Source organism: Pseudomonas sp. CFBP 8770, assembly GCF_014841705.1.
Classification (GTDB): Bacteria; Pseudomonadota; Gammaproteobacteria; order Pseudomonadales; family Pseudomonadaceae; genus Aquipseudomonas.
Map to the genome: position 1 here is coordinate 393,077 of NZ_JACYUL010000003.1, position 13,303 is coordinate 406,379.

Consider the following 13,303-nt stretch of genomic DNA (forward strand, 5'->3'; position numbering starts at 1 on the left):
TGGGGAGATTTTGGGGTGCCAGAAACGCAAAAACCCGCTTTCGCGGGTTCTTGTAAAGAATTGGTGCCCAGAAGAAGACTCGAACTTCCACGACCGTAAGGTCACCAGCACCTGAAGCTGGCGTGTCTACCAATTTCACCATCTGGGCAGCATCAGCAGCGTTGTACGCCGTTGATGGGGCGCACTATACGACCGCCTTTTTGATCTGTAAACCCCTGTTTTGATTTTGTTAATTCAAAACATCCAACTGCCTGACAAAGGCCCGAAACGCAAAAACCCGCTTTCGCGGGCTTTTGTGAGTGGCACAAGATTGATGTAATCTCGTGTCCTGAATTGGTGCCCAGAAGAAGACTCGAACTTCCACGACCGTAAGGTCACCAGCACCTGAAGCTGGCGTGTCTACCAATTTCACCATCTGGGCAGCATCTGCAACGCTGTGCGTTGTCGATGGCGCGCACTATACGGAGCGCTCTTTACGCTGTAAACCCCCATGGCAAGAAAAATCGACTAAAATTCTCCAGTGGCGTCCCGGACACTGTTTTCGACCTCGGGGCAGGGCTTTTAACTGGCAGGCAGCGCCTGAAATTTCCCGTTTCAATACGCGTATGCCAAACTAACGCCTATATAGACAAGGTGAATTCTCTCTAATGGCCGATTGGCAGACCCTCGATCCCGAGGCCGCTCGTGAAGCGGAAAAATACGAAAACCCCATTCCCAGCCGTGAGCTGATCCTCAAGCACCTCGACGAGCGCGGCTCTCCCGCCAGCCGCGAGCAGATGGTGGACGAGTTCGGCCTCACCACCGAGGACCAGCTGGAAGCCCTGCGCCGCCGCTTGCGTGCCATGGAGCGCGATGCGCAACTGATCTACACCCGTCGTGGCACCTATGCTCCGGTGGACAAGCTGGACCTGATCGCCGGCCGCATCAGCGGCCACCGCGATGGTTTCGGCTTCCTGATCCCCGACGACGGCAGCGACGACCTGTTCATGAGCCCGGCGCAGATGCGTCTGGTGTTCGATGGCGACCGTGCCCTGGCCCGAGTCTCCGGCCTCGACCGTCGCGGCCGTCGTGAAGGCGTGATCGTCGAAGTCGTGTCGCGTGCCCATGAAACCATCGTTGGCCGGTACTTCGAAGAAGGCGGCATTGGTTTCGTGACACCGGACAACCCCAAGGTGCAGCAGGAAGTGCTGATCACCCCCGGTCGCCACGGCGCCGCGAAGATCGGCCAATTCGTCGGGGTGAAGATCACCCACTGGCCAACCGCGCGCTTCCAGCCTCAGGGTGACATCGTCGAAGTGCTGGGCAACTACATGGCGCCCGGCATGGAAATCGACGTCGCCCTGCGTACCTACGACATTCCCCACGTATGGCCAGAGGCCGTGCTCAAGGAGGCCGCCAAGCTCAAGCCGCAGGTGGAAGACAAGGACAAGGAGAAACGCATCGACCTGCGTCATCTGCCGTTCGTGACCATCGACGGCGAAGACGCGCGCGACTTCGACGATGCCGTCTATTGCGAAGCCAAGAGCAAGCTGCGCCTGTTCAACGGCGGCTGGACCCTGTATGTCGCCATTGCCGACGTGTCCAGCTACGTGAAGCTTGGCTCGGCGCTCGATACCGAGGCGCAGGTACGTGGCAACTCGGTGTACTTCCCCGAGCGCGTGATTCCGATGCTGCCCGAGCAGCTGTCCAACGGCCTGTGTTCGCTGAACCCCCATGTCGACCGCTTGGCCATGGTCTGCGAGATGACCATCTCCAAGACCGGCGAGATGACCGACTACAGCTTCTACGAAGCCGTGATCCACTCCCACGCGCGCCTGACCTACAACAAGGTCAGCACCCTGCTCGAGCATTCGCGCAGCAGCGAAGCCAAGACCCTGCGCGGTGAGTTCGGCGATGTGCTGCCCCATCTCAAGCAGCTGTATGCTCTGTACAAGGTGCTGCTGTCGGCGCGCCACGTGCGCGGTGCCATCGATTTCGAGACCCAGGAGACCCGTATCGTCTTCGGCTCCGAGCGCAAGATCGCCGAGATCAAGCCGACCATCCGCAACGATGCCCACAAGCTGATCGAGGAATGCATGCTGGCGGCCAACGTGGCCACTGCCGAGTTCCTCAAGAAACACGAGATCCCTGCTCTGTATCGCGTCCACGACGGCCCGCCCCCGGAGCGTCTGGAAAAACTGCGTGCCTTCCTTGGCGAGCTTGGCCTGTCGCTGAACAAGGGCAAGGACGGTCCGTCGCCCAAGGATTACCGCGCGCTGCTGGAAACCATCCAGGGTCGCCCGGACTTCCACGTGATCCAGACCGTCATGCTGCGCTCTCTGAGCCAGGCGGTGTACAGCGCCGACAACCATGGTCACTTCGGCCTGAACTACGAGGCGTACACCCACTTCACCTCGCCGATCCGCCGCTACCCCGACCTGCTCACGCACCGGGCGATCCGCAGTGTGATCCATTCCAAGCAGGACACCCCGCACGTCAAGCGCGCCGGTGCTCCGACCATTCCCAAGGCGCGGATCTATCCGTACGACGAAGCGGCGCTGGAACAGTTGGGCGAAGAGTGTTCGATGAGCGAGCGCCGCGCCGACGAAGCCACCCGTGACGTGGTCAACTGGCTCAAGTGCGAGTTCATGAAGGACCGCGTAGGCGAAACCTTCCCGGGCGTGATCACTGCCGTGACTGGTTTCGGCCTGTTCGTCGAACTGACCGACATCTTCGTCGAAGGCCTGGTGCACGTCACCGCGCTGCCGGGCGACTACTACCATTTCGACCCGATCCACCATCGCCTGGCCGGCGAGCGCACCGGGCGTAATTTCCGCCTGGGCGACACGGTCGAAGTGCAGGTCATGCGGGTCGACCTGGACGAGCGCAAGATCGATTTCGGCATTGGCGAGGCAACGCTGAACCAGCCGATCGGGCGCAAGAACCGCAAGGCCGACGCGCCGGCCGGCAAGCCCAAGAGCTACCCGACCACGCCTGCGGTCGAAAAGACCCCCGCCGAGAAGCCAGCCGCTGCCGCCGCCAAGCGCAGCGCTGCCCCGAGCAAGGCGCGCAAGGCCGACAGCGACGAGGTCTATCGGGCATCCGATGCCGCCGCGCAGAACGCCGAGGTGCGCAAGAGCCGGGAAATGAAGAAGGCCCTGCTTGCCGACGCGGCCAAGGGCGGCTCGACCAAGGCTTCCGGCAGCCGCAATGGCGGTACTGGTGGCGCGGGTGGCGGAGGCGATGCCAAGGCGACCAAGCACCGCAAGGGTCCATCGAAGTCGGGTAGCCGCAAGCCCAAGGCCAAGTCATGAGTCAGTTGGAAAAGATCTATGGCGTGCACGCCGTGGAGGCGTTGCTGCGTCATCACCCCAAGCGGGTCAAGCAGATCTGGTTGTCCGATGGCCGCAGCGAGCCGCGGGTGCAGACCCTGGTAGAGCTGGCAACGCAGAATCGCGTGGCGGTTGGCCAGGCCGAGAGGCGTGAGCTGGATGCATGGGTCGAAGGCGTCCACCAGGGTGTAGTGGCGGAGGTCAGTCCGAGCCAGGTGTGGGGCGAAGCGATGCTCGACGAACTGCTGGATCGCACCGAGGGCCCGCCGTTGCTGCTGGTCCTGGATGGCGTGACCGATCCGCACAACCTGGGTGCCTGCATGCGTACCGCCGATGCGGCTGGAGCGCTGGCCGTGATCGTGCCAAAGGATAAGTCCGCCACCCTGACCCCGGCCGTGCGCAAGGTGGCCTGCGGCGCGGCAGAAGTAATTCCGTTGGTGGCCGTGACCAACCTGGCGCGTACCCTGGAAAAACTGCAGCAGCGTGGCTTGTGGGTCGTGGGTACCGCCGGCGAGGCGGAAAACGAGATCTACCAGCAGGACATGACCGGGCCGACCATCCTGATCATGGGCGCCGAAGGCAAGGGCATGCGTCGCCTGACCCGCGAGCACTGCGACTACCTGGTGAAACTGCCGATGGCGGGCAGCGTGAGCAGCCTGAACGTGTCGGTGGCGACCGGTATCTGTCTGTTCGAAGCGGTTCGTCAGCGTAACGCCAAGAAGAAATGATCCACCCGGGCCGGCCCCTCTGCTCGCGAAGGGGTCGGCTGCGACGCCACTGCTGTTCAAATATTCACCAATCCCCTTGCTTCCCCCCACCCCCTTCTCTACAATTGCGCCCCTTGCCGTGATGGCTGGTGCACTCGTGCGCCTCTATCGACAAGCCACAAGGCAAGACACACAGTGTCATTCACTCCTTGTCTGACCGCTCTGGCGGCAGGCTACAACCCGTAAGGAGCATTCATGCGTCATTACGAAATCATCTTTCTGGTCCACCCGGATCAGAGCGAGCAAGTCGGCGGCATGGTTGAGCGTTACACCAAGCTGATCGAAGAAGACGGCGGCAAGATCCACCGTCTGGAAGATTGGGGCCGTCGTCAACTGGCCTACGCCATCAACAACGTTCACAAGGCTCACTACGTGATGCTGAACGTTGAGTGCACCGGCAAGGCCCTGGCCGAGCTGGAAGACAACTTCCGCTACAACGATGCCGTGATCCGTAACCTTGTCATCCGTCGCGACGAAGCCGTCACCGACCAGTCCGAGATGCTCAAGGCAGAAGAAAACCGCAGCGAGCGCCGTGAGCGTCGTGACCGTCCTGAGCACTCTGACAACGCCGATGGCGATGACAGCGACAACAGCGACGCCAGCGATAACGCTGACGAGTAATCCACGGACCTTTTGAGGAGCCCATTACATGGCACGTTTCTTCCGTCGTCGTAAATTTTGCCGCTTCACCGCTGAAGATGTGAAGGAGATCGACTACAAAGATCTCAACACTCTGAAAGCCTACGTATCCGAAACCGGCAAGATCGTTCCAAGCCGTATCACCGGTACCAAGGCTCGTTATCAGCGTCAGCTGGCCGTCGCTATCAAGCGCGCCCGCTTCCTGGCCCTGCTGGCCTACACCGACAGCCACGGCCGCTGAGACCGGGTTGTCGATACGCAGTAAAAGGATAGATACGCATGCGTGCCCTGGCTGATTTCATCATGCGCGGTCGCATGCAGGCCACTCTGGTAGTGGTCGGATGCGCGGCATTGCCGCTGTTGTTCTGGTTGAGTGCTGCCGCAGCGTGCCTGGTGTACCTGCGGCGCGGCATGAGTGACGCCATTGGTGTCCTCATCTGGGCTCTGCTGCCGGCCTTGGCCTGGTGGTACTTCGGTGAACCGCGCACCTTGATGGTGTTGCTGGGCGCACTGGGGCTCGCGGCGCTGTTGCGCGCGGGGTGGGCCTGGAATCGCGTGCTGCTGGCCAGCATAGCGCTGGGGCTGGTGTACGGAGTGTTGTTGGGCGTTGTGTTTCGCGAACCCATCGAAGCGTTGGCGCAGGCGTTGAACGAACGTCTGCCGCAGATGCTCGGTGGTCTCTACCAGCAGATGTCGGTAGAGGAGCGGGCCAACCTTGGCAGCCTCATTGCGCCGGTGCTAAACGGTTTGATAGCGGCCTTGTTGCAAGTCGTCAGCGTGGCAGCCCTGATACTGGGGCGTTACTGGCAGGCGGCGTTGTACAACCCGGGTGGTTTTGGCCGCGAGTTTCGCGCCATTCGCATTCCACTCTGGCCGGCGGTACTGCTGCTGGCGTGCATGCTCATCGGTCCGAACTTCGGACCTCAGATGGCCATGTTGACGCCGCTGTGCAGCGTACCGCTGGTGTTCGCCGGGCTGGCCCTGATGCATGGGCTGGTCAAGGCGGGCAAGCTGGGCAGGTTCTGGCTCGTGGGGATGTACGTCACGCTCGTGCTGTTCATGCAGCTGATCTATCCGTTGCTCGTGGTCCTGGCCATTGTCGACAGCCTGATTGATTTTCGCGGCCGCATCGGGCCGAAAGGTACCGATAGCGATTCCGCGAACGGTGAAGGTTAAAAGTTAAGAGGTTTATACCAAATGGAACTGATCCTGCTGGAAAAAGTCGCCAACCTGGGCAACCTGGGCGATAAGGTAAATGTTAAGGCCGGTTACGGTCGTAACTTCCTGCTGCCATTCGGCAAGGCTACCGCTGCGACCGCTGCCAACCTGGCTGCGTTCGAAGAGCGTCGCGCCGAGCTGGAAAAAGCAGCTGCCGACAAGAAGGCTTCGGCCGAAACGCGTGCTGCCCAACTGGCCGAGCTGGAAGTGACCATCACTGCCACCGCTGGCGACGAAGGCAAGCTGTTCGGTTCGATCGGCACCCACGACATCGCTGACGCCCTGACCGCCTCCGGCGTGGAAGTGGCCAAGTCTGAAGTGCGTCTGCCGAACGGCACCATCCGTAACGTTGGCGAATACGACGTAGCCGTGCACCTGCACAGCGACGTTGAAGCTACCGTACGCGTTGTCGTAGTAGCTGCATAAGTCGGCTGGCACCTCTGGTGCCAGGCGGTTTAACATCGGGCACGACCTGTTCACAGGTCGTGCCCTTTGTTTTTGTGAATTGTTTTTGTGAAGACGCTGTTTTCTGCAACCCGAATTTCAAGTGGCCATGAACGAGATATCCGCTCCCGAGCAATACGATCTGCAAACCGCTGCCCTCAAGGTGCCGCCGCATTCCGTCGAGGCCGAGCAGGCCGTGCTCGGCGGCTTGATGCTGGACAACAACGCCTGGGAACGTGTGCTGGATCAGGTGTCGGACGGCGATTTCTATCGTCATGACCATCGGCTGATCTTCCGCGCCATCGCCAAGCTGGCCGATCAGAACACGCCTTTCGATGTGGTGACTCTGCACGAACAGCTCGACAAGGAAGGCCAGGGCACTCAGGTCGGAGGCCTGGGTTACCTGGGCGAGCTGGCGAAGAACACGCCGTCGGTGGCCAACATCAAGGCTTACGCGCAGATCGTCCGCGAGCGTGCCACCCTGCGTCAACTGATCAGCATCAGCAGCGAGATCGCCGACAGTGCGTTCAATCCGCAGGGGCGCAACGCTGCCGAAATTCTCGACGAGGCCGAACGGCAGATCTTTCAGATCGCCGAAGCGCGGCCCAAGACCGGTGGCCCGGTCAGCGTCAACGACCTGCTGACCAAAGCCATCGATCGCATCGACACGCTGTTCAATACCGATGCAGCCATTACCGGCCTGTCCACCGGCTACACCGATCTGGACGAGAAGACCAGTGGCCTGCAGCCGGCCGACCTGATCATCGTCGCCGGCCGGCCGTCCATGGGCAAGACCACCTTCGCCATGAACCTGGTGGAAAATGCCGTGCTGCGCAGCGAGAAAGCCGTGCTGGTGTATTCGCTGGAAATGCCAGGTGACTCGCTGATCATGCGTATGCTTTCTTCGTTGGGGCGTATCGATCAGACCAAGGTGCGTTCGGGCCGCCTGGACGACGACGATTGGCCGCGCCTGACCTCGGCGGTCAACCTGCTCAACGACCGCAAGCTGTTCATCGACGATACCGCAGGTATCAGCCCGTCGGAGATGCGTGCACGTACCCGTCGCCTGGTGCGCGAGCACGGCGAGATCGGCCTGATCATGATCGACTATCTGCAGTTGATGCAGATCCCCGGTTCCAGCGGCGACAACCGTACCAACGAGATTTCCGAGATCTCTCGCTCGTTGAAGGCGCTGGCGAAGGAGTTCAATTGCCCGGTAGTGGCGCTGTCGCAGCTCAACCGCTCGCTCGAGCAGCGGCCGAACAAGCGTCCGGTGAACTCCGACCTGCGTGAATCCGGCGCCATCGAGCAGGACGCCGACGTGATCATGTTCGTCTATCGCGACGAGGTGTATCACCCTGACACCGAGCACAAGGGCATTGCCGAGATCATTATCGGCAAGCAGCGTAACGGCCCGATCGGTTTCATCCGCCTGGCGTTCATCGGTAAATACACGCGTTTCGAAAACCTGGCGCCGGGCAGCTACAACTTCGACGACGACGAGTAGCGGCTCAGCAGGCCCGGCCCCTTCGCGGGCAGAGCCCGCTCCCACAAAAAGGCGGCGCGGCATGCGGCCCCTGTGGGAGCGGGGCGGGCGGCCAGCCCTCTGCCCGCGAAGGGGGCACTGCGGTTTGTCAGGTCTACCGGATAAAATTCTTCGTCGCCTATTTCCGACTAAAGCCATCGGAATTGGTTATTTTTTGTGCTATATTCCGCGCCCGCGATTTTTCATACGGTCATCGACATGCAAGCAGCCAAGCCGCTTTTTGACTATCCCAAATACTGGGCCGAATGCTTCGGCCCAGCGCCTTTCCTGCCCATGAGCAGGGAGGAGATGGATCAGCTTGGCTGGGATTCGTGCGACATCATCATCGTTACCGGTGATGCCTATGTCGACCATCCGTCGTTCGGCATGGCCATCATTGGCCGGCTGCTGGAAGCCCAGGGGTTTCGCGTGGGCATCATTGCCCAGCCGAACTGGCAGTCCAAGGACGACTTCATGAAGCTGGGCGAGCCGAACCTGTTCTTCGGTGTCGCGGCCGGCAACATGGACTCGATGATCAATCGCTACACCGCCGACAAGAAGGTGCGTTCCGACGACGCCTACACGCCCGGCGGCCAGGCGGGCTCGCGGCCAGACCGCGCCAGCCTGGTGTACAGCCAGCGTTGCAAGGAAGCCTACAAGCATGTGCCGATCGTGCTGGGCGGCATCGAGGCATCGCTGCGCCGCATCGCGCACTACGACTACTGGCAGGACAAGGTCCGCCATTCGATCCTGATCGACGCCTGCGCCGACATCCTGCTGTACGGCAACGCCGAGCGCGCCATCGTCGAGGTGGCCCAGCGCCTGTCGTACGGTCAGAAGGTCGAAGAGATCACTGACATTCGCGGCACTGCGTTCATTCGCCGCGATACGCCCAAGGACTGGTACGAGGTCGACTCGACCCGTATCGACCGGCCGGGCAAGGTCGACAAGATCATCAACCCGTACGTGAACACTCAGGACACCCAGGCCTGCGCCATCGAGCAGGAGAAGGGCAACCTCGAAGACCCGAACGAAGCCAAGGTCGTGCAGATCCTGGCAAGCCCGCGGATGACGCGGGACAAGACGGTGATCCGCCTGCCGTCCTTCGAAAAGGTGCGCGGTGACGCCGTGCTGTACGCCCACGCCAATCGCGTGCTGCACTTGGAAACCAACCCCGGCAATGCCCGTGCCTTGGTGCAGCGGCATGGCGAAGTGGACGTGTGGTTCAACCCGCCGCCCATTCCCATGACCACCGAGGAAATGGACTACGTGTTCGGCATGCCCTATGCGCGGGTTCCGCACCCGGCGTACGGCAACCAGAAAATTCCGGCCTACGACATGATTCGCTTCTCGGTGAACATCATGCGCGGCTGCTTCGGTGGCTGCACCTTCTGCTCGATCACCGAGCACGAAGGGCGGATCATCCAGAACCGTTCCGAAGAGTCGATCATTCGCGAGATCGAAGAGATCCGCGACAAGGTACCGGGTTTTACCGGAGTGATCTCCGACCTCGGCGGCCCGACCGCGAACATGTACCGCATCGCCTGCAAGAGCCCGGAAATCGAATCCGCGTGCCGCAAGCCGTCGTGCGTGTTCCCGGGGATCTGCCCGAACCTGAACACCGACCACTCTTCGTTGATCCAGCTGTACCGCAGCGCGCGGGCACTGCCGGGCGTGAAGAAGATCCTCATTGCCTCGGGCCTGCGCTACGACCTGGCGGTGGAGTCCCCCGAGTACGTCAAGGAGCTGGTGACGCACCACGTTGGCGGCTATCTCAAGATCGCCCCGGAGCATACCGAAGAAGGTCCGCTGAATCAGATGATGAAGCCGGGTATCGGCTCGTACGACAAATTCAAGCGCATGTTCGAGAAGTTCTCGAAAGAGGCGGGCAAGGAGCAGTACCTGATCCCGTACTTCATCGCCGCCCACCCCGGCACCACCGATGAAGACATGATGAACCTGGCGCTGTGGCTCAAGGGCAACGGTTTCCGTGCCGACCAGGTGCAGGCGTTCTACCCCTCACCGATGGCTTCGGCCACGGCGATGTACCACTCGGGCAAGAACCCGTTGCGCAAGGTCACCTACAAGAGCGACAACCTGACCATCGTCAAGAGCGAGGAGCAGCGCCGCCTGCACAAGGCGTTCCTGCGCTATCACGACCCCAAGGGTTGGCCGATGCTGCGCGAGGCACTGGAACGCATGGGCCGTGCCGACCTGATCGGTCCGGGTAAAAACCAGCTGATTCCGTTGCATCAGCCGGCTACCGACACCTACCAGAGTGCGCGACGCAAGAATTCCACGCCTGCCGGCAGCCACAAGGTGGCCAAGGAAACGCGCATCCTGACTCAGCACACCGGGTTGCCGCCGCGTGCCAGTGACGGGTCCAAGCCGTGGGACAAGCGCGAGCAGGCCAAGGCTGCCGCCGAGGCGCGCAGCAAGCAGGCCGCCAAGGATCGCCAGCAGGCCGCCAAGCCCGGCAAGGGCAAGAGCAAGCCGGCGCGCCAGCCAGTGCTGCCGCGCTGAGGTTCGCTCGGGTGCCGTGAGCCGCTTGGCTTACGGCTCGATGGAAATGCCGGCCTTGTCTTCGTGCGGGTTTGAAGGTGAAGGTCGTGGCCGGCGTTGAGCGATGGCGGAATGAGCGGCGTTGTTTGCCGTGTCTATCACCCCGTCCTCGCTCGCACGTCGCAGCGCGTCGATCAATGCCTGCGGAGGGTCGAACGGCCCCTTGCGCTTTCGGACCGCTTGCGGCGTGGCCAGTGGTTGTGCGGCAGAAGTGTCGTGCTCTGTTGTCATGTCGATGTTTCCTGATTGAGTGAGTCCCCAGATTAGATTGAGCGGACCCGGCCTGAGCAATACAGGTTTATCGCACCACGACATGGCCAATGTATGCGACGCTGCTACAACCTGGACGCCTGCAGCCGTCTGATCTGTAGCGGCTGCGCAGGGCAGTGTGTGCAAGCCCGCTCATGGCATAAGTCTTGCGCCGTTCTCTTACCTTCCAGGCTCGCAGGAGGCTCGCCGTGTCGATTCATGTCGCATTGAACCATGTCACCCATTATCGCTATGACCGCGCTATCGACGTCGGCCCCCAGGTGGTGCGTCTGCGCCCCGCGCCGCACAGCCGTACGCGGGTGCTTTCCTATGCCCTCAAGGTGTCGCCAGCGCAGCATTTCATCAATTGGCAGCAGGACCCGCAGGGCAATTACCTGGCCCGCCTGGTGTTTCCGGAGAAGGCCACCGAGCTGCGCATCGAAGTGGACCTGGTTGCCGAGATCGCGGTGTTCAATCCCTTCGATTTCTTTCTCGAGCCGCATGCGCAGCAGATGCCTTTCGCGTACACCGACGAAGAGCAGCATGAGCTGGCCCCCTATCTGGAAACCCTGGCCCTGACGCCGAGGTTTCAAGCGTACCTTGACGGCATCGACCGTACGCCGATCCCCAGTATCGATTTCCTGGTCAGGCTGAACCAGCAACTCAGCCAGGACATTCGCTACCTGCTGCGCATGGAGCCGGGCGTGCAGACGCCGGAGCACACGCTGCTCACCGGTGCCGGTTCGTGCCGCGATTCCGCCTGGTTGCTGGTGCAGCTGATGCGCCGGCTGGGGATTGCCGCGCGCTTCGTCTCCGGTTACCTGATCCAACTGGTTGCCGACGAGCAGGCCCTGGACGGTCCGTCGGGTACCGATGTCGACTTCACCGATCTTCACGCGTGGTGCGAGGTGTATCTGCCCGGTGCTGGCTGGATCGGTCTGGACGCCACGTCCGGGCTGTTTGCCGGGGAGGGCCACATTCCCTTGGCGTGCAGCCCCGAGCCTTCGTCGGCGGCGCCGATCAGTGGGCGGGTAGAGCCGTGCGAAGTGACGTTTTCGCACCGGATGTCGGTGCAGCGTATCTGGCAGACGCCACGCGTCACCTGGCCTTTGAGCGAAGAGCAATGGGCGGGCATGCAGGTGGTGGGGCAACGGGTCGATGCCGATCTGCTGGCAATGGATGTGCGCCTGGGCATTGGCAGCGAGCCGACGTTCGTGGCCATGGATGGCGATGCTTGCGCGAGGTGGGACGCTCGAAGCGACACGCCTGCCAGTCGTTTCAAGGCCACGTCGATGCCCGACGTGTTCAGCGTCGACATGCCCCCATCCACGGGTTGGGCACAGTCGGTCCAGGGTGTGGATGAGCTGTACGAGCAGGCCCGACAGTGTCGCCTGGAGGCTCAGCGGTTCATGATCGATGGTCGGCAGACCGGCACCGGCGCGGGTAATCCGTTGCTGCTCGGTGGGACGACGGCGGCGGATTCGCCGTTTCTACGGCGGCCCGACCTGCTGCGCAGTCTGATCGGGTATTGGCATGATCATCCGGCTTTATCGTATCTGTTCAGTGGCACTGCCTGGCCGACCCCGCGGGTCGACGAAACGCGCAGCGATGCGCTGTACGAACTCGAGATCGCCTTGGCACAATTGCCCGCTGTCGGCGTGCCGTGCCCGCCGGGGCTGATCGACCGTGTGCTGCGCCATCTGCTGGTGGATGTGACCGGTGACCCTGCTGGTGCGCAGTTCTGCATCGCCCGGCTGGATGGCGACGGGCCGGGAGAGCGGGCGGGTCTGCTGCGCCTGCAGGGCCTGGAAATGTCGCCCCACGGGCGCATGAACCTGGCTTTGCAACTGTTGCTGCGCAGCCTGGTGGCGCGCTTCTGGCGCCTGCCCTACGCACCGGCCAGGCTCACCCGCTGGGGCACACAGCTGCACGACCGCTTCATGTTGCCGTACTTCATCGAGCGCGATTTCGCCGAGGTGATCGACGATCTCAATGCACACGGCTATGCCGTGGATGCCGGATGGTTTGCCGCACAACGGGCGTTTCGTTTTCCAGCGATGGGCGACTGCGTTGTAGAAGGTATTGCCGTGGAACTGCGCCACGCCCTGGAGCCTGGCCCCGGACGAGGCAGTGCCAGTGGCGCACCGCAGTCCCCGGACGCATCGCTGGAACGCCTGCAGGTGCGCGTCACCGGGTTGCTGGCGGATCGTTACCGGCTGGCCGTCAATGGCCGGCCCTTGCCGCTGACCGCCACCGGTCGGGCGGGCGAGTTCGTTGCGGGGGTGCGCTACCGTGCCTGGCAGACGGATCACGGCGATCACGTCGCCGGCCAGGTTCATGTGCCCTTGACCTTCGACATCGTCGACACCTGGACGCAGCGCTCGCTGGGGGGGTGCCAATACCATGCCGTTCACCCTGGTGGGCGCAACTACGAAAGCCCACCGGTGAATGCCAACGAAGCAGAAAGCCGGCGTATGGCGCGGTTCTTCCGAATTGGCCACAGCCCCGGCAGGCTGGTGCTGCCGCCGCTCAAGGTCGACGATGACTTGCCGATGACCCTGGACATGCGCCGCGCCCCTTGAGGCGAG

General features: G+C 62.2%; 10 protein-coding genes and 2 tRNA genes. 9 read left to right on the plus strand and 3 right to left on the minus strand.

Features of this window, described 5'->3' with window-relative positions; all coding sequences use genetic code 11:
- Nucleotides 1-61 precede the first annotated feature (61 nt).
- A tRNA-Leu gene (locus IFT98_RS09090) sits at nucleotides 62-148 on the minus strand.
- A 186-nt stretch (nucleotides 149-334) separates the two neighbouring features.
- Nucleotides 335-421 (minus strand) — tRNA-Leu (locus tag IFT98_RS09095).
- A gap of 226 nt (nucleotides 422-647) precedes the next feature.
- Here IFT98_RS09095 and rnr point away from each other — a divergent pair.
- The 8 genes from rnr to IFT98_RS09135 all read left to right on the plus strand — a co-directional run bounded on the left by rnr (nucleotide 648) and on the right by IFT98_RS09135 (nucleotide 10,427).
- On the plus strand, nucleotides 648-3,293 hold the full coding sequence (rnr, locus tag IFT98_RS09100) for a ribonuclease R (RefSeq protein WP_192063051.1): 2,646 nt from the start codon (nucleotides 648-650) through the stop codon (nucleotides 3,291-3,293).
- A complete protein-coding gene (rlmB, locus tag IFT98_RS09105) occupies nucleotides 3,290-4,039 on the plus strand; it encodes a 23S rRNA (guanosine(2251)-2'-O)-methyltransferase RlmB (protein WP_192048125.1) in 750 nt (249 codons plus the stop codon). Before rnr ends, rlmB begins: the two co-directional genes overlap by 4 nt.
- A 234-nt stretch (nucleotides 4,040-4,273) precedes the next feature.
- Nucleotides 4,274-4,699, plus strand: coding sequence for a 30S ribosomal protein S6 (rpsF, locus tag IFT98_RS09110; protein WP_056844368.1), 426 nt, complete (start codon nucleotides 4,274-4,276; stop codon nucleotides 4,697-4,699).
- Nucleotides 4,700-4,727: 28 nt separating this feature from the next.
- Nucleotides 4,728-4,958 carry a 30S ribosomal protein S18 gene (gene rpsR / locus IFT98_RS09115; RefSeq protein WP_008368574.1) on the plus strand — a complete coding sequence of 77 codons (231 nt, stop codon included), beginning with the start codon at nucleotides 4,728-4,730 and terminating at the stop codon, nucleotides 4,956-4,958.
- 38 nt (nucleotides 4,959-4,996) lie between these two features.
- Complete coding sequence (locus tag IFT98_RS09120; protein ID WP_192048126.1) at nucleotides 4,997-5,893, plus strand: hypothetical protein; 897 nt, start codon at nucleotides 4,997-4,999, stop codon at nucleotides 5,891-5,893.
- Between the two features lie 21 nt (nucleotides 5,894-5,914).
- Entirely contained in the window at nucleotides 5,915-6,361 is a 447-nt protein-coding gene (gene rplI / locus IFT98_RS09125) for a 50S ribosomal protein L9 (protein WP_122480360.1), read from the plus strand.
- 127 nt (nucleotides 6,362-6,488) lie between these two features.
- Complete coding sequence (dnaB, locus tag IFT98_RS09130; protein WP_122480359.1) at nucleotides 6,489-7,886, plus strand: replicative DNA helicase; 1,398 nt, start codon at nucleotides 6,489-6,491, stop codon at nucleotides 7,884-7,886.
- A 237-nt stretch (nucleotides 7,887-8,123) separates the two neighbouring features.
- The gene (locus IFT98_RS09135) at nucleotides 8,124-10,427 is read left to right on the plus strand and encodes a YgiQ family radical SAM protein (protein WP_122714627.1); all 2,304 of its coding nucleotides are present in this window, start codon (nucleotides 8,124-8,126) and stop codon (nucleotides 10,425-10,427) included.
- A gap of 30 nt (nucleotides 10,428-10,457) precedes the next feature.
- Here IFT98_RS09135 and IFT98_RS09140 read toward each other — a convergent pair whose 3' ends face one another.
- The gene (locus IFT98_RS09140) at nucleotides 10,458-10,697 is read right to left on the minus strand and encodes a hypothetical protein (RefSeq protein ID WP_192048127.1); all 240 of its coding nucleotides are present in this window, start codon (nucleotides 10,695-10,697) and stop codon (nucleotides 10,458-10,460) included.
- 227 nt (nucleotides 10,698-10,924) lie between these two features.
- Between IFT98_RS09140 and IFT98_RS09145 the strand changes: the two genes are divergently transcribed.
- A complete protein-coding gene (locus IFT98_RS09145; RefSeq protein ID WP_192048128.1) occupies nucleotides 10,925-13,297 on the plus strand; it encodes a transglutaminase family protein in 2,373 nt (790 codons plus the stop codon).
- Nucleotides 13,298-13,303 lie beyond the last annotated feature (6 nt).